Raw genomic sequence first — 15,671 nt, forward strand, 5'->3', positions numbered from 1 at the left:
AAAAACAATATCGATATTTCTTTGACTGCAACGTTATAAGTAATAATAAACTAAGTTTCTATAGAAAATTCTTTTCCTTTTATTCTATCCGCTTTATAGAGGAGACAAAATAATAGAGGAGGAAAATGACATGGATAAAGAAACTTTTTCGAATATTCATCGTCATTTTCGGTATTCTTTATTTAAGATTAATTGCTTATTTGTTTTCCTTGGTCTTTGGTGTTTAGCGTCTCCGTACACTCTAGGGTATGAATCAAAAACGGTCATTACGTCTGATCTATGCTGCGGTTGCGCGTTAATTTTTTTAGCCGCTTTGATGACTTTTTGGCGGCCCCTAATTTATTTAGGAGCGTTGATTGGAATTTGGATTTGTTGTGTAGCAACTTTTTTAACCAATAGTCCGGTCGTTTTTGCCAATGATACTTTGATAGGGTTCGCTATCCTTTTGGCTTCCGTAAGCTCCCCTTCTAGACCTAAGGAATTAGATGTGGGGCCTAGTATTCCTGAGGGGCTACAGTACAACCCTTCTACTTATGGAAGGAGATTAATTATACTGTTTTTGGTTGTTTTATCGTGGATACAGTCGAGACATTTAACAGCTTCTTGTCTAGGTTTTGCTTCGGGCGCGCTGTCTCTAGCTGGCTTGGGAAAATGCAGTCAGGAGTTGTTTTATATTCAAGGATTATTATCGATTTCTTTTGCAGTTTTTGGGGCATTTATTTTGTCTGGAAGAGAGAAACGCTGGCATACTAGACCTCTGTCTGTTTTGGCTTCAGGATTTATACTGCTGATTATTGCTGTATTGACACTTCTTCCTGTGGCTTTGGGTGGAAAAACCTCGTGGGCTTGTCCCCTCTGCACAGTAATGATATTGAAGCAGGCATTGTTGATAGCATTTTCTTTCGATGAGATTAAGGCTACGTGTATTTATTTGGCTAAAATTCCTTCTAATAAGCAAGGTGGGATGTTCAGAGTATTGTTTAGGGGCTCGGAATTCTACAATAAAACTCTTATTTGGGAAGAAAGATCCTTAGTTTCTGCCTCTAAATTATTAAGAGAGTCTTTCAAAGGGCTCTCCCTTCCCCTAAATTTGATCGCTGTAATTTTGATCGCTTTTGCCTTGGCTGAAACGAGTCAAATTTTAGGGATTTCTGATCAGATGGAAAATTTTTTAAAGATTTGTAGTCGGTTTGTCATTACCTTTTCTATTTTGGCTTTTTCAGAAAGTTTGCGTGCTTTGCGTCTGATGAATTTAGCTTTTGGTTTTGGTGTTGCTATCACTCCGCTTCTTTTTAGGCTTCCCTACGGACAGGCGGGGTTCTCCATCATACTTTTGTCTGGATTAACTATAATGGCTTTGTCGCTGAGAAAGGGTCGGTTTGATTCTGAAACAAGATCTTAGTCGGATGATTTAGGGGTTTACTCTCTTTTGGAGTCAAAATGTTCCATAATGTCCTTTATTTGGTCGGCGATTTTTTTATCTAGAGGGGCGCTATTTTCTTTTGTGAAATTGGTGTGTATGTGTCTTAAAAGAGAAAGTTGGTAAGAACGGTTTTTATTTCCAGTGAGGATGTTTTTATAAATAAAGTCACTGATCTCCTCGCAAGGCAAGGTTTCGGGGCGCTTTTGAGAGAAATGTTTGCGAATTAGCGTAGTATCAGAAGCCACTATTTCAGAAAGATTCCTGGAAATTACATGTTGTTTTTTCTTAGCTATCCAAACGAGAAGTAAAGAAAAAATAATCAAGAAGATGGCAGGTATTATCATGGGCAGAACTACTTCATGTAAGGGGGAAGCTGACAATCCTTCGTAGAGAGAAGATGTTCCTATGATTCCTAAAGCAATAGCTAGCCATCCGGATATTCCAGCTATAGCTATTAGGATAGAGCCGAAAAGAAATTCTTTAGAAGCTTCGTGTTGTCTAAGAAGCTTTTCCTGAGGAGATAGTACGTGTCCTTGAATTTTTTGGAGCGGAATGGAGAACTTTACAGAAGAAGTTTCTTGGAGATTGATCTTCATAAGATTGATTCTAGAGAAAAAGGAATTCTATTAACTCTTGGCGGGTATTTTTTTTACATAAAAAGGAAACCGTTTCTATATCAACGGGATGAATTGAGGCGTTTTTAATGACATATAACTTGTCTGATAGCAGTAAGGCCTCAAAAATGTCATGAGTAATTAAAACTATCGTCGTTCGATTTCTTTTTGCTAAAGAAGTCGTCTCTTTATAGAGAGACTCTTTGATAAGAGGGTCTAATGATGAGAAGGGCTCGTCGAGCAAAAGGACGGGCTTGTTAGACACCAAGCATCTGGCCAGCTCCACTCTTTGCTTCATTCCGCCAGAAAGTTCTGATGGATATTTGTCTAGGACGTGAGTTATATCCAAAACTTTTGAAGCCTCAAGGATTTCTTCTTCAGAGATCTTTTTCTTTTTTTTGTCTCCTAACTCATTTAATAGGGAGATATTTTCTCTAGCTGTTCGCCATGGAAGCAAGACTTCTTTTTGGCGCATGTAAGCAATATGATTTTCATTAATGGACTGATTGCTCCATTGGATGCTGCCGCTTTCTGGGTGTAATAAACCACAAATTAAACGAAACAAAGTGGTCTTTCCTATTCCGGAGGCTCCTAGAATTGTTGTCACTTGTTCAGGAAGCGCGAAGAAGCTGGCTTGATCAAACACCTGTAGTTCTGGGTATGAATAGGTTAGATCAGAAACAGTCAGCATGACTAGAGAGGTGTAGGTATTAAAAGAAACCTTTTTGCGGTTACCAAGACTTGAACTTGGGACCTCGACATTATCAGTGTCGCGCTCTAACCAGCTGAGCTATAACCGCAAATGGAGACTAGGAGATTCGAACTCCTGACCTTCTGAATGCAAATCAGACGCTCTACCAACTAAGCTAAGTCCCCGCCTTTGAAGCAGATGCTGCAAACGAAAGAAGACACGATATTAACGACTAAAAGATTTATCTACAATGAGAATATTTGTTCAGAGATAAAGTTTGGATTACAGTTATAAGACGATTTCCTCAAGGAGGAGCTCCACCAACTCTTTGGTATACATTTTTCTGATTTCTCTAAGTAGTTTACCCCAGGATTCTTGGTTAGGAGCTTCCATGGGGTGTGGTTCAACAATGTTAAGTCCCATACATGGGATCCCGTATTCATGACATACCTGAGCTATAGCACATCCCGAGTTATCAAAACCCGCAATTTCTGGTAAATCTCTCTGTAGGGATAGAAAATATTTTCTAGAGAGAGAAAAAGGTTCTCCTGTGGCTATAACCCCCTCTTTTACAGAGTGTAATCCTTCGGTATATTGTTGAATGAATCCATATTTTTTAAGAAGGTTTTCAATATTTCTTCTTTCTAGATTAAGAAATCTTCTACTTCCTCGACTGATAGCTTGGAAAAGTTCTGGAGAGGTTTGAAATATGGATAGTTGATTTTCCGGTGTTTCAAACTTGTTCAACATAGGGCGTAAATCGGTGTCGTGGTGGATATAACCTTTGGGGAGTAAAAGATCGAAAAGGTGATTTCGAGGGTCTCTCGAATAGCAGGAGCCGATGACTAGGACCATGTCTACTTTTTGTTGTAAAATCATATTGGAGGTAGTAATGGCAGCCCCTACCTTGGTCGGCCAAAGGGAGCTAATGATAATTTGTTTTCCCAAGTATACGCCATGGAAGTAGCTTCTACTCCCCTCCTGGGTTTGTTTTATGTTTGCTAGCCATGGGAATTGTTCTGGCAAAGGAGTTTGAAGAAGGCTGTTGTCGGGAAGAGCAAAAATAATTCCTATTCGTTGTATGGAAGTTTTAGTTAAGGACGAGTGATGAGATTGAAATTGTGGATGACGGATATGCTGTTCAGAGGTCGCTAGACAGGAAGATTTTTGTAGAAAGAATAAAGCTAAGGTGAAGAAAAGGTATCTCATGACGGTGCTGAAGGAATAAGAATATACACCGTCTTATATAAGAAAAAAATTTTTTTACAGAGAAAAATCCAGATGTGTATAGACGACGCCTGGACTTTTCTAGGACTGTGTAGCTTTTTACAAGGAGATCCTTTTCTTGTTTATAGATTGAATCTTAGTGGCTTTTGCTTGTTTTGTGATATGGAAAGAGCTAGAAAATTGTTGATATTCTTGATCCAAGGCTTTGGCGTCATTGCTCTTGTATACCATAAATACTTGGTAAAGAGTGTGGTCTACACAAATAAGTTTTCCCCTAAAGAAGATGTCTTCATTTCGAATCCAAAACTCCAAAGATTGATGACTTTGGTGTGTAGAGGACTGCATGAAGAGAACGTGTGATTCTGGAAGAGCTGATAGCATACCAGCAAAACCTTCTTGCAGATTTTGCTCTGGTTTGCCGATATCGATTTTCTCTGGGTAATTCCAGACGGAAATCACATAGATGAGGTTTTCATTGGGTTCTGCGACAAAAGTTTCGTACTTGATAGTAATGTCGGACTGAGGGATTTCGATTGTTTGTCTAGAGTATTCGGGTTCTTTAGGCAGCTCCACAGAGAATCCAGAGTCCTTATAATCGTATTTCTTCCAATCTCCGGAGAAGAGTCCAACTAGATTGGTGTGGCTTTCTTTAGTATTTTTTTTAGAGGAGAAGAGGTCTTTAAAACTATTTAGGAAGGCGTTAGTTTTACCGTTTTCCTCTGCGTGTGTGTTGAGGGGGCCTAAAACCAATAAGCTAGTTAAAACAGATGATAACAAATTATTTCTCTGAAAGAACATAATAAACCAAAAAAATATAGAAAACCTTTCTTTAATAATAGCTTTTGAAAATTAAATTTTTAATTTCTTTTTTTATAAAGAATTTATTAAAAAGGGCTTGTCAACTATCGATAGACTCTGTAATAATCCGCGTTCTTCTTAGGATTTTTTTCAAGGTCGTCTCATGAATGCTTCTCAACGCTTTAACGATAAGAAAGTTGCTATCCTCCCCGCTCGATGGGGAAGTTCTAGATTCCCGGGGAAACCCTTAGCGGAAATCGCAGGAAAGTCTTTAATAAGAAGAACTTACGAAAGTATTTCCTCTTCGAAAAAACTCGATAGAGTTATTGTTGCTACTGATGATAAAAGAATCTATGATCATGTGTTAGAGTTTGGTGGTCAGTGTGTTATGACTTCAGAGTCGTGTTCCAATGGCACTGAACGTGTGGGAGAAGCTGCGCGTCTGTTCTGTCCCGAAGCAGAAATTATTGTAAATGTCCAAGGCGATGAGCCGTGTATGCCCTCCTACGTTATAGATAAAATGATAGAAGAAATGGAATTACGTCCAGAGGTTCAGATCGTAACCCCGGTGTCTGTAGGACACGATGAAGAAGAGATTTTTACCGAAAGAAAGGTCAAGTGTGTTTTTGATCAGAATGGAAGGGCCTTGTACTTCAGTCGAAGTCTTATTCCCAGCCAGTTTAAAGTGAAAGCGGATATTTACATTCACCTAGGGGTATACGCCTTTAGAAGAGATTCTTTAGAGACTTATTTAAAACTGCCTAAAACTCCTTTAAGCCTTTCAGAAGATCTCGAACAATTAAGGATCCTTGAAAGCGGCGGTAGTGTGCACGTATGCATGTCTGACGTAAAACCTCCTTCTGTAGATTACCCTGAAGATATCAAAAAAGTAGAGAATTATTTGTTATGTCATTTAAATGCTTGTTCTTAACGGGAGGAGTAGTCTCTTCTCTGGGGAAAGGATTAACCGCAGCGTCTTTGGCTTTGTTGCTAGAGCGTCACGGACTCTCCGTTTCTATGTTGAAGTTGGATCCATACTTAAACGTAGACCCCGGAACTATGAATCCCTTTGAACATGGGGAAATCTATGTCACTGACGATGGAGCCGAGACAGACTTAGACTTAGGTCATTATTACCGGTTTTCTTCGGTGAATCTTTCTAAGCTGTCTACTGCTACCTCTGGTCAAATTTACGCTAGGGTCATTAAGAAAGAGCGAGAAGGGCGTTATTTGGGAAGCACTGTTCAGGTCGTCCCCCACATTACTAATGAAATCAAGGAAGTCATAAGAAGTTGTGTAGGAGACCAGAAACCCGATATCGTTATCGTAGAAATCGGAGGAACGGTTGGAGATATAGAGTCCCTCCCATTTCTGGAAGCTATTAGACAGTTCCGCTACGAAAATGCTCAAGACTGCCTAAATTTTCATATGACATATGTCCCCTACCTCAAAGCTTCTGGCGAAATTAAAAGTAAGCCCACTCAGCACTCCGTACAGACTTTAAGGGGGATAGGCGTTATTCCTGATGCCATATTATGTAGGTCTGAAGTGGCTTTATCTGGAGATCTTAAACGAAAAATAAGCCTGTTTTGTAGCGTTCCAGAGGAAGCTGTTTTTAACATTCCTGATGTAGAAGCTTCCGTATATGAACTCCCCTTAATCTTGGATGAAGAGTCTATTGCTCAGTTTGTTATGAGTCGGTTAGGCTTCTCCTCTGGTGATAGGAAAAATAATCTTGATGATTGGAAAAAATTAGTCAGTGTTCTGAAATCTCCTAAAGATAAGATCTCTGTCGGTGTCGTGGGTAAGTATTTACAACATAAAGATGCTTACAAGTCTATCTTTGAGTCTCTTTCTCATGCAGCAGCAGGTCTTGATTGCACCGCGGAAATAGTCCCTGTAGATGCCGACAAATTTGATGAGTCCAGCTTGAGAGATTGTCAAGCTTGTCTAGTGCCTGGAGGCTTTGGTAATAGAGGTTGGGAGGGGAAAATTCTTGCAGCAAAGTATTGCAGGGAGCATAACCTCCCCTATTTTGGCATTTGTTTAGGTCTTCAGGTAATGGTTGTTGAGTTTGCAAGAAATGTCCTTGGGTTAAAAGATGCTGATTCGTTAGAAATGAATCCCCAAACCCCACACCCAGTGGTCTGTATCATGGATGAACAAAATCAGATCGTTGATAAAGGGGGTACTATGAGACTAGGAGCTTACCCCTGTGTCTTAGAAGAGGGATCCAAAGTTCTTGCCGCATATGGGTATGAAAATATTTCTGAAAGGCATAGGCATCGTTATGAAGTCAATAACCTCTATGAAGAGCAATTCTCCAAAGCCGGGTTGCGTACTGTAGGGAAGTTTCTTCCTCAGGGACTGTGTGAGATCATGGAGTTAGAAAATCACAACTGGATGATAGGAGTACAATTTCACCCCGAATTTAAATCAAAGCTAGTAGCCCCTCATCCGCTCTTCAAAGCTTTTATTTCAAAAGCAATGAGTATCAGAGCTCGGTCATAAGATGGACGAAAGTCAAAGATCCTTTTTATGTTTAGATTATGGTAAAAAGCGTGTGGGCGTAGCAGTTGCTATGCCTCCCCTCTACGTCGTTTTGCCTTTGGGCAATATCGAAACCAAAAGAAGTATGGAAGATACTGCTAAAGAGGTTTTATCTTTGGTCGAAGCACGAAACATCACTTGCGTGGTTATAGGAAACCCTCTCCACCTAAAAGGAGGAGATAGCCTAGGCAGTAACGAAGTTGCTCTTTTTAGAGATGTTTTGGAAAAAGTGCTAGGATTCTCTCCTATTCTTTGGGATGAAAGGCTCTCTTCAGCAGAAGCCGATAGAATGCTAAGGGAAAAAGAGATGAATCGAAAACAAAGGGCTAAGCAAGTAGACTCTGTAGCAGCGTCTCTAATCTTATCAAGTTTTCTCGCTAGTAATGGTTATTCGGTGTACTAAAAAGGAAGGCTTTCTTGAAAACTATTTTACCAAGGGTATGTTATGATGTTTCCTGTTCCTCCTAGGGAGTTCCCAAATGAAATGCCTCCCTGTGTCTTAGTTATTTTTGGAGCTACGGGAGATTTAACAGCAAGAAAACTTCTTCCTGCTTTGTATAACTTATCCAGAGAAAATCAGTTGCCGGATCGCTTCGCTTGCGTAGGCTATGCTCGTAGACCTAAAGATCATGATGTTTTTCGCTCAGAAATGCAAGAAGCTGTGTCTATGTATGGTAATCATAGGGAGTTAGATGTGCATGCCTGGGAAAGGCTGCAGAAGAGGTTGTTCTATCATCAAGGCTTTTTTAACGAAGATAAGGATTACATATCGCTCAAAGATTTTCTGCACCAGCTAGATTCTGAGTTCTTTACCGAGGGCAATAGATTATTCTACCTGTCTACTCCGCCAAGTAATTTTCAAGAGATTATTAAACAGCTTAGGAGCCATGAGCTATTTATTCCTCATAAAGAGCCTTCTTCGTGCTGCTCCAAGAAGTCTTCTTGGACACGAGTGATTATAGAAAAACCTTTCGGTCATGATCTGGAAAGCGCTAAGGAATTGCAGAAGTGCATTGATGATAACTTGTGTGAAACATGTGTGTATCGCATAGATCATTACCTAGGGAAGGAAACGGTACAAAATATTCAATCAATACGTTTTGCTAACAAAATCTTCGAGTCTTGTTGGGCAAAAGAATGTATAGATAACGTCCAAATTACAGTGAGTGAGTCTATAGGGATAGGCTCGAGAGGTAATTTCTTCGAACAGTCAGGAATGTTAAGAGATATGGTGCAAAACCATATGATGCAGCTGTTGTGCTTGTTAACAATGGAACCCCCTACGAGCTTCTCTTCTGAAAGTATCAAAAAAGAAAAAATTCGAGTTTTGAATAATGTCGTCCCTTTTTCGGAAATTCAGTCTCCAACATACCCCGTTGTAAGAGGGCAATACGGGCCGGGTAAGGTCGGTGGAGTATCTGTTAAAGGATATCGACAAGAGGATCTTGTCGCTCCAGACTCTTTGGTAGAAACTTATGTAGCTTTAAAAATGCTTATAGATACTCCACGCTGGCAAGGGGTGCCATTTTACCTGCGAGCAGGTAAACGATTGGAAAAACGTTGTACAGAAATTGCAATAACTTTTAAAAAGCCCATCCACGGGGATTTTTTCTCTAAAGAAAAGTTAGAAAACGATTTATTAATTATTCGTATACAGCCAGACGAAGGGGTTGCTCTGAAATTTAACTGTAAAGTCCCCGGGGTTAGCAATCTCGTCAAACCTGTAAAAATGGATTTCAGATACGATAGCTACTTCAAAACCCAAGCCCCAGAGGCTTATGAGCGCCTTCTGTGTGACTGTATATTGGGAGATAGAACCCTATTCACTGGTAATGATGAAGTAATAGCTTCCTGGGAACTCTTTACTCCCCTACTAGAAAAATGGAGGAATGATCCTTCTGACGCATTGTTCCCTAACTATGTCGCAGGTTCTTCCGGTCCACAATGTGCCGATGCTTTGATGCATGCCGATGGTAGAAGCTGGAGGGTCTTATAGCTAAATATGAGTATCATGGTCAATCTTAATCATGGAAATAGATGGTTGTTAACTAGTAGTGATCAGGAGTTCCTTTCTTTCGCTGTCAGAGATTGGATCTCTTGTGCGAATAAATCCATTGAAAGCAAGGGAAGCTTTTTCGTTGCCCTTTCTGGAGGATCCACTCCTTTGGCTATTTTTTCTGAACTAGTGAAGAAGAAATCTTTGATTGCTGATATTTCGAAGATTTTCTTTTTCTGGGGTGATGAAAGATGTGTTCCCCCAGAGACTGCAGAAAGTAACTACGGAAATGCAATGGCTATTCTCAGAGAATTAGGGGCCCCAGAAGACCATTTCTTTAGGATGAAGGTAGAAAATCCTGAAGGAGATGTCGATTATGAGAAATTATTAACAGAACGTGTTCCCGAAAGTAGCTTTGATTTTATTATGTTGGGTGTGGGAGATGATGGCCATACGGCCTCCTTATTCCCGAAAACGAAGGCTTTGGACGTCAAAGATCGGCTAGTTGTTTTTAATGATGTGCCCCAACATCAAAGTAAGCGAATGACGCTTACTTTCCCTTGCTTGCAGAGAGGGAAGCACAACGTTTTTTATGTAAAAGGTGATGCGAAAAAAGCAGTGGTGAAAAGCATCCTAGAGACCAGCATTCTCTCCAACGAAGAAGCTCTCCTCCGAGAAAAGTTTCCTGCAGAACTTGTTGGAACAGAGAACAACCCCGCCTTCTGGTTTCTAGCTCCAGATACGTATGACTTAGCCGATTACGAGAGGATCCCTCCCGAAAGGAAGCTAGTGCTACCTTAGGAGAGCCTCCTCTTCAGCAAAAGACCTAGACCTCTCCTTTATTAAGCGGAGGCTGCTAGATTAGCCAAACACGGTTGCGGAGCCTTCTCCTCGAGAGCAGAAAAAGCTTCTCTAACAGATAGGGTAAGCAAAACGCATGTGTAGTCAGCACAATTGAGCTCTTCAAGGTCAGGGAGATTGGACTTCCTAACCAGCCAGTATAAACCGATCCCTAGGATAGGAAGCATCAACATAAACGACGGCGTAAAGTGTGCAATATTCACCCTTCCCCATACCCTCTTGTACAAAGTCTCCTTCGAGCAATCACCTTTACAAGTTATCCTGTGCAAAAGCTCTCTGATTATGCCGTAGAGAGTTTTAAGTATGAATATGAGGCTTCCAACAATTCCGCAAATGATCGCCACTATAGGAAAAAGTAAAATATCTATAGCAACAGCAGCTATCCTACCAACTTTTTCTTTAGGGGAAAGATCCTCGTAGTGCTTGTGGTTAGTACAAGCTAGAGAAATATGGGAAAACATTTGTACTTTCCAAGTTTTTTTTTTTAAGATTCTACAGCAAAATAACTTTTTTTTAAACAGAAGCTTCTTTTGTTAAGAAATCTTAATTATCTTTATTAGAAAAAGCGCCAGATTTTTCCAATTCTTCATAGCTTGGAGGAGGCGCTGAGGGAGAAGAACTTTCTTCATAGGGTGGAGCAGAAGGAGTAGGAGCAGGCCCCTGCGACCCTATGAGACTTGTCGATGTGAATTTTTGTGATTGAAAGTACGTGTGGTAGCTAGTTGAAGATGTAGTTTCCTCTGAGTGTGCACAATACGTGGGGCTTTTATTTGATGTTTGAGCCCCCTCCCTAGGTGCTCGTATACCCGAGTCATCGTCCAAAAAATCGAACGCTGAAGATAGTCTAAAGTTTGATATTGTTTCCGGGGTTTGTTTCGCCATCAGGTAAAAGCAAAGTGATTTTTCTATGTTCTCTGCAGAGCGTTTTCTCGCCCTCCTTTCTAATATTAGCAGAGGAAGATAGAAAATACTTACTAGCCCTATTAATGAAAGGCCCACTATCGTTAGACATGATAAAACTCCGCCAAGGTATACAGACGACGTCGCTGCCAGAATAGAAGCTGCAAGAATCAAAATTAAGCCTGCGCTAAGAACTAAATCTAAGATTCCAAACATCAGTTTAATGCGCATATAAGATTTTTCGGCCTTATATGCCTCCTTAGCAGAAGCTACCAACAGGGCTTGTTGATTGCGAGTATCTCTTATGGATGCTGCGCTACTCATAATAAAGTTGAGAAGCTTTCTGGACCTTTCCACAGATTTTGCGAACAAGACTATATTTCTGACACCCAAAATGGTGGAGGAAAAGAGAAGGACAACAGCAATTATAATGGCGAAAACTCTGTTAGGCTCCACAGATTCAGAATCATCATAGCGTCTTCTTGGGCAGTTAAAAAACAAGTCAAAGACACATCGTGAACACAAATCTATATTGTACCAGTTATACATGAGTAACGGTATGTCACCGTCTACCTGGTCCCCTCCTCCAGAAAATCTTGGAGCCTCTTGAAAGCCTATCCGGGTGACCAGGGATTCTAGATCCCGAGTAGCGCGAGGACTCGAGGGATTTGTCAAATTCCTCTGCACGCGTCTTGCATCAGAACAAACTACAAACTCATCCGAAAGAAAGGCCCCCGAACCAGAAGAAGTCGATTCCGCCCCTAATAAGGCCAGGATAGAAGACTGAATCTCAGTATCTAGATTATTTAACGGCTCCATGCCCAAATATTTTACAGGAGTTGCTTTTAAAAAAATAAAAGAAAAAACAAATGTCCTGACTAAATTTGAGAATGAGGGGTATCTTTAATTTTCTAAATCAGAGTAGCTTGGTGGCGGAGAGCCTGCTCCCCACCCCTCCCATGAACCCGCATGACCTTTGGGACCTTTGATTAAGAGTTTCTTTACAAAGTTCTCGTCCTCTTCGAAAGAAAGTAGGTCTGGAGTAATGTTCAGATGAGCCAAGGATATTGGCGTCTGTTTTGCTAGTAAATAAAAACAGAGAGCCTTTTCCAGATGACCAGATACTTTTCTTTTGGCATAGCTTTCTAAAAGCAGAAGAGGGAGATAGAATACAGCAGCTGTACAGGCTATGGATAAGCCAATCACTGTAAGATGAGATACTACACCACACATACATGCTACTGAAAACAAAGCTAATACGGGCTGTACTAAACAAAGAACTATGCCAACAAAGAACACCACCTCCAAAAGCCCAAAAAGCAGCTTGATTCGAGAGTAAGCTTTCTCTGCTTGGTAAGCTTTTTGGGCTGCAGAAACCATAGCGGCTCTCTGCGGGCTTAAAATGCTCCTACCCCTTGTCTGACTCGAGATAAAATCAAGAAGGGCTTTAGAACGTTCTCGAGACTTCGCTAAAAGAATAAGATGCCTGACCCCACAGACAATTGAAACAAATAAGAGCATTATCGCTATGATGTGCGATATGCATCTCCCACAGGCAGTGCCTGTAAGTTGCTCCATAGGGAGGAAAAGATCTGCACATATAGCAAGAAGGCTCACTCGGTAGAAATCCTGCAGGTATACAGCTTCAGTCTCAGATAAATCATGAGACTTGAAAGTTGGAGAGGTTCCCGCTCCTATTCGATGAAGTAAAGACAGAAGGTCCCTCGTCGCGTCAACACTAAGAGGATTTTCTAAGCTTTCAATGACTCTTTGATTATCAGAGCACTTGATAAACTTCTCAATCAAGCAAGAAGTCGATCCAGAGTCCACCGCGTTGGCGCCTATCAGTGCAAGGATAGAAGACTGTATAGAAAAATCAGAAACTTCTGCAGATCCCATGACGAAAGATCTCCCTTTGTCTAAATGAGAGCGGAGAGTCTACATCTTTCTTTTTTTTTGTTAAATTTTTTGTTAGAAGAAATAGTCAAGGATTCTCTTGACAAAAGAGATCTTGTGCTTGAAACTCCCTTCTTTATTCGGGAGGTTTATGTCAGAAAGCAAAGTAGTTATTTTAATGGGGCCCCCAGGGTGTGGTAAAGGCACTCAGTCTTCAAGAATTTCTCAGAAAACAGGAAAACCCCATATAAGTTCAGGCAATTTATTTCGAGAGAATATAGCCAATTCTACTCCCCTAGGGGAAAAAGTTGCAGAGTGCATTTCAAAAGGACTTCTGGTCCCCGATGATCTAGTGATTTCCATGATTGAACAGCGAGTTAATGAACCTGACTGTAAAGACGGGTACATTATTGATGGCTTCCCTCGAACAGTTAGGCAGGCAGAACAATTTTCTCAATCACTGCTTATCAAAGGTTGCTCTTTTATTGTTCTAAACATAAAAATCTCCGACCAAGAAGTATATGATAGGTTGACGTCTAGAATTACTTGCTCCTCTTGTGGACAAACTTTCAAAAAAGGATCTTTTTCTACTGAGAATAATTGTCCTGTTTGTCAAGGAGCTCTCGTCATCAGAAAAGATGATAATGCTGAAGTTATCAAACAGCGCTTGAAAACCTATCAAGAAGAAACGTTCCCCATCATAGCTTTTTATGCAACAACGGGAAGACTTGTGGAGATAGATGGTTCGGGAGATGAAGAAGAGGTATTTTCAGAAGTACTAAAAAATTTGTAAACGCAAAGTTCCCTTATCGCGGAAACAAATTTTTATCCGTTAATACCCTTCTTTGGTAAAATGCTCCCCTAAGGATTTTCTTTTCAATGGAGGAGCTTTGTCTTCTTTGTCTATTGTTGACCTTGTTCAGAGTTTTTATCCGGAAGCCTCTAAGACTTCTATAAAGGAATGGATAAGGCTTGGAAGAGTTTCCGTCGGCGGAGAGATAGTCTCCGAGTTCTCTAAAACCTTCAGCGAAGAAGACAAGGTTTCTTTACTCCCCCTTCGTAAAGAAAAAATTGTAAATGGTATAAAAATTCTTTACGAAGATAGAAGTTTCGTAGCTATTAATAAACCTCCTCAGATGTTGAGCGTGCCTACAGAAAACGGCGGAAACAATGCTCTAGCTCTACTACGACATCATTATCAAACTTCAGGAATATTTCCTGTTCACAGAATAGATAGAGATACTTCTGGACTAATGATTTTTGCTAAAGGTGTTCGGGCTAAAGAACAGTTTTCCTTGCTTTTTGAAAAACACGATATATTACGTTATTACATAGCTATTCTGGATGGGAAGTTACAAACGAAGAAGACTCGTTTTGAAAGCTATCTTAAGGAGTTGGAATCGTATAGAGTCGTCTCTGTAACACCAAAAACAGAAGGAGCTAAAAAAGCCGTAACACATATCAAAGTTCTAAAGGAGTCTAAAAATTTCTCTTATGTACTAGCTCAGCTAGAAACAGGAAGAAAGCATCAAATTCGAGTTCATTGTGCAGAAGCTGGATGTCCTGTGGTTGGGGATTCCGTATACGGGAAAAGAGAATCTGTAAGTTCTAAGAAAATGCTGTTGCACGCATTGTCTCTTTCTTTTATTCATCCTTTCAAGAAAATACCTATGAACTTAAGGGTGCCCATTCCTCAATATTTCTCTCGGCTAGGGTTCCCTGACCCTTATCAGCACTTGAACTCATTGTAATAGTGGAGATGGTGTATGGAGCGATTTGTTGTCGCTGCCTCACTCTTTGAGCTCTTTTCCCACAAAGAGGGCCTAGAAACCCAACTGGTATTTGGAGAAGTTTTAGACTCTTCTTCTCCTAAGCCTCCTATGCGTCCTGTTTATCGAGCTTTGGAGCAGGAAACAGTGGTAAAGGGAGAGTTTATTCCCTACCCAGGGTATCACGCTTTTAGTCGAGATTTTTCAGAGTTCAGCCCCTTTTTTCTCAACCTCATCCCTATGGAACCAACATACAGGCCAAACGTTGTTGTAAAAACCTTAGATGCTCGGTTATTACCTTGGAATATCCCTCTCCCCTACGGGACCTATTTACAGTGTGATTTTTTTGGAAACGTCTCCTTACCTTTTTCTAAGGAAATTTTTGATCCATCGTATCGAAAAATCTTATCCAAAGCCTATTGCTCTCCCAAATGTGTAGCCCCTATTCCCAGAAAGCTCGATGTTCATGAATTATTAAAAGATGCTTATCAAATGCTAGGAATACCTTACCTATATGGAGGTAGAACAGCTTTTTCCACGACCTCTAGGTCTATGGGTATAGATTGTTCTGGGTTTGTTAATCTGCTTTTTAGGGCTCAAGGGATTTTTTTCCCCAGGAACGCTTCCGATCAACATAATTACTGCACGCCAGTTTCTTCCTTCAATTTGCTTCCTGTCGGAGGGCTTATCTTTCTTGAAGAAGAAGGAATATTAAATCATGTTATGATTAAATCTATAAATAATGAAATCATACATGCTTCACTTAGCGTCGGGTGCGTAAACGTTATTAAAGAAAAAAAATCTTTTCTTGTGGACGGTAATAGGATGTTATTACTTTGCAAAAAACAAGGCAAAGACATTTGGAAGGCGTACGAAGCCTTTTATGGCGTTCCAAAAAACAATAAAAAAGCCGAAGAACTTGTCTGAAAGTCTTCGGCCTTTTGAA

Annotated in this window: 16 protein-coding genes and 2 tRNA genes; 9 read left to right on the forward strand and 9 right to left on the reverse strand. The window is 40.4% G+C overall.

Annotation, left to right across the window (positions count from 1 at the left end; all coding sequences use genetic code 11):
* Window positions 1-130 precede the first annotated feature (130 nt).
* Complete coding sequence (locus KJA58_RS01375; RefSeq protein ID WP_213357681.1) at window positions 131-1,402, forward strand: SPW repeat protein; 1,272 nt, start codon at window positions 131-133, stop codon at window positions 1,400-1,402.
* Window positions 1,403-1,419: 17 nt separating this feature from the next.
* On the opposite strand, the gene KJA58_RS01380 is transcribed toward KJA58_RS01375, so the two are convergent.
* The 6 genes from KJA58_RS01380 to KJA58_RS01405 form a co-directional block, all read right to left on the reverse strand.
* The gene (locus tag KJA58_RS01380; protein ID WP_213357682.1) at window positions 1,420-2,019 is read right to left on the reverse strand and encodes a hypothetical protein; all 600 of its coding nucleotides are present in this window, start codon (window positions 2,017-2,019) and stop codon (window positions 1,420-1,422) included.
* 10 nt (window positions 2,020-2,029) lie between these two features.
* Entirely contained in the window at window positions 2,030-2,728 is a 699-nt protein-coding gene (locus KJA58_RS01385) for an ABC transporter ATP-binding protein (protein WP_213357683.1), read from the reverse strand.
* Between the two features lie 35 nt (window positions 2,729-2,763).
* Window positions 2,764-2,837, reverse strand: a tRNA-Ile gene (locus tag KJA58_RS01390).
* Between the two features lie 3 nt (window positions 2,838-2,840).
* Window positions 2,841-2,913, reverse strand: a tRNA-Ala gene (locus tag KJA58_RS01395).
* A 103-nt stretch (window positions 2,914-3,016) separates the two neighbouring features.
* The gene (locus tag KJA58_RS01400) at window positions 3,017-3,937 is read right to left on the reverse strand and encodes a 5'-methylthioadenosine/S-adenosylhomocysteine nucleosidase family protein (protein ID WP_213357684.1); all 921 of its coding nucleotides are present in this window, start codon (window positions 3,935-3,937) and stop codon (window positions 3,017-3,019) included.
* Between the two features lie 117 nt (window positions 3,938-4,054).
* Window positions 4,055-4,753, reverse strand: a complete 699-nt coding sequence (locus KJA58_RS01405; RefSeq protein ID WP_213357685.1) for a hypothetical protein — start codon at window positions 4,751-4,753, stop codon at window positions 4,055-4,057.
* Window positions 4,754-4,916: 163 nt separating this feature from the next.
* Here KJA58_RS01405 and kdsB point away from each other — a divergent pair, with 163 nt between their 5' ends.
* Genes kdsB through pgl form a run of 5 tightly spaced genes read left to right on the forward strand, consistent with a single transcriptional unit; the run spans window position 4,917 to window position 10,100 of the window.
* Window positions 4,917-5,684, forward strand: a complete 768-nt coding sequence (gene kdsB, locus KJA58_RS01410; protein ID WP_213357686.1) for a 3-deoxy-manno-octulosonate cytidylyltransferase — start codon at window positions 4,917-4,919, stop codon at window positions 5,682-5,684.
* Window positions 5,660-7,264 carry a CTP synthase gene (gene pyrG / locus KJA58_RS01415; protein WP_213357687.1) on the forward strand — a complete coding sequence of 535 codons (1,605 nt, stop codon included), beginning with the start codon at window positions 5,660-5,662 and terminating at the stop codon, window positions 7,262-7,264. The genes kdsB and pyrG overlap by 25 nt, the downstream gene beginning before the upstream one ends.
* A 1-nt stretch (window position 7,265) precedes the next feature.
* Window positions 7,266-7,706, forward strand: coding sequence for a Holliday junction resolvase RuvX (gene ruvX / locus KJA58_RS01420; RefSeq protein WP_213357688.1), 441 nt, complete (start codon window positions 7,266-7,268; stop codon window positions 7,704-7,706).
* Between the two features lie 42 nt (window positions 7,707-7,748).
* Entirely contained in the window at window positions 7,749-9,299 is a 1,551-nt protein-coding gene (gene zwf, locus KJA58_RS01425; protein WP_213357689.1) for a glucose-6-phosphate dehydrogenase, read from the forward strand.
* Between the two features lie 6 nt (window positions 9,300-9,305).
* Entirely contained in the window at window positions 9,306-10,100 is a 795-nt protein-coding gene (gene pgl, locus KJA58_RS01430; protein ID WP_213357690.1) for a 6-phosphogluconolactonase, read from the forward strand.
* Between the two features lie 41 nt (window positions 10,101-10,141).
* Here the strand turns inward: pgl and KJA58_RS01435 are convergent, their stop codons facing one another.
* From KJA58_RS01435 to KJA58_RS01445, 3 genes are all read right to left on the reverse strand, one after another.
* A complete protein-coding gene (locus KJA58_RS01435; RefSeq protein WP_213357691.1) occupies window positions 10,142-10,621 on the reverse strand; it encodes a hypothetical protein in 480 nt (159 codons plus the stop codon).
* An 82-nt stretch (window positions 10,622-10,703) separates the two neighbouring features.
* On the reverse strand, window positions 10,704-11,879 hold the full coding sequence (locus KJA58_RS01440; RefSeq protein WP_213357692.1) for an ABC transporter ATP-binding protein: 1,176 nt from the start codon (window positions 11,877-11,879) through the stop codon (window positions 10,704-10,706).
* A gap of 84 nt (window positions 11,880-11,963) precedes the next feature.
* Window positions 11,964-12,959: a hypothetical protein gene (locus KJA58_RS01445; protein ID WP_213357693.1), complete on the reverse strand. Its 996-nt coding sequence runs from the start codon at window positions 12,957-12,959 to the stop codon at window positions 11,964-11,966.
* Window positions 12,960-13,107: 148 nt separating this feature from the next.
* Here KJA58_RS01445 and KJA58_RS01450 point away from each other — a divergent pair, with 148 nt between their 5' ends.
* The 3 genes from KJA58_RS01450 to KJA58_RS01460 are packed head-to-tail and all read left to right on the forward strand — an operon-like array spanning window position 13,108 to window position 15,652.
* Complete coding sequence (locus KJA58_RS01450) at window positions 13,108-13,749, forward strand: adenylate kinase (protein ID WP_213357694.1); 642 nt, start codon at window positions 13,108-13,110, stop codon at window positions 13,747-13,749.
* A gap of 52 nt (window positions 13,750-13,801) precedes the next feature.
* Window positions 13,802-14,707, forward strand: a complete 906-nt coding sequence (locus KJA58_RS01455) for an RluA family pseudouridine synthase (RefSeq protein WP_213357695.1) — start codon at window positions 13,802-13,804, stop codon at window positions 14,705-14,707.
* A gap of 15 nt (window positions 14,708-14,722) precedes the next feature.
* On the forward strand, window positions 14,723-15,652 hold the full coding sequence (locus KJA58_RS01460) for a C40 family peptidase (protein ID WP_213357696.1): 930 nt from the start codon (window positions 14,723-14,725) through the stop codon (window positions 15,650-15,652).
* Window positions 15,653-15,671 lie beyond the last annotated feature (19 nt).

It is taken from the genome of Chlamydiifrater phoenicopteri (assembly GCF_902807005.1).
GTDB classification, from domain to species: Bacteria; Chlamydiota; Chlamydiia; order Chlamydiales; family Chlamydiaceae; genus Chlamydiifrater; species Chlamydiifrater phoenicopteri.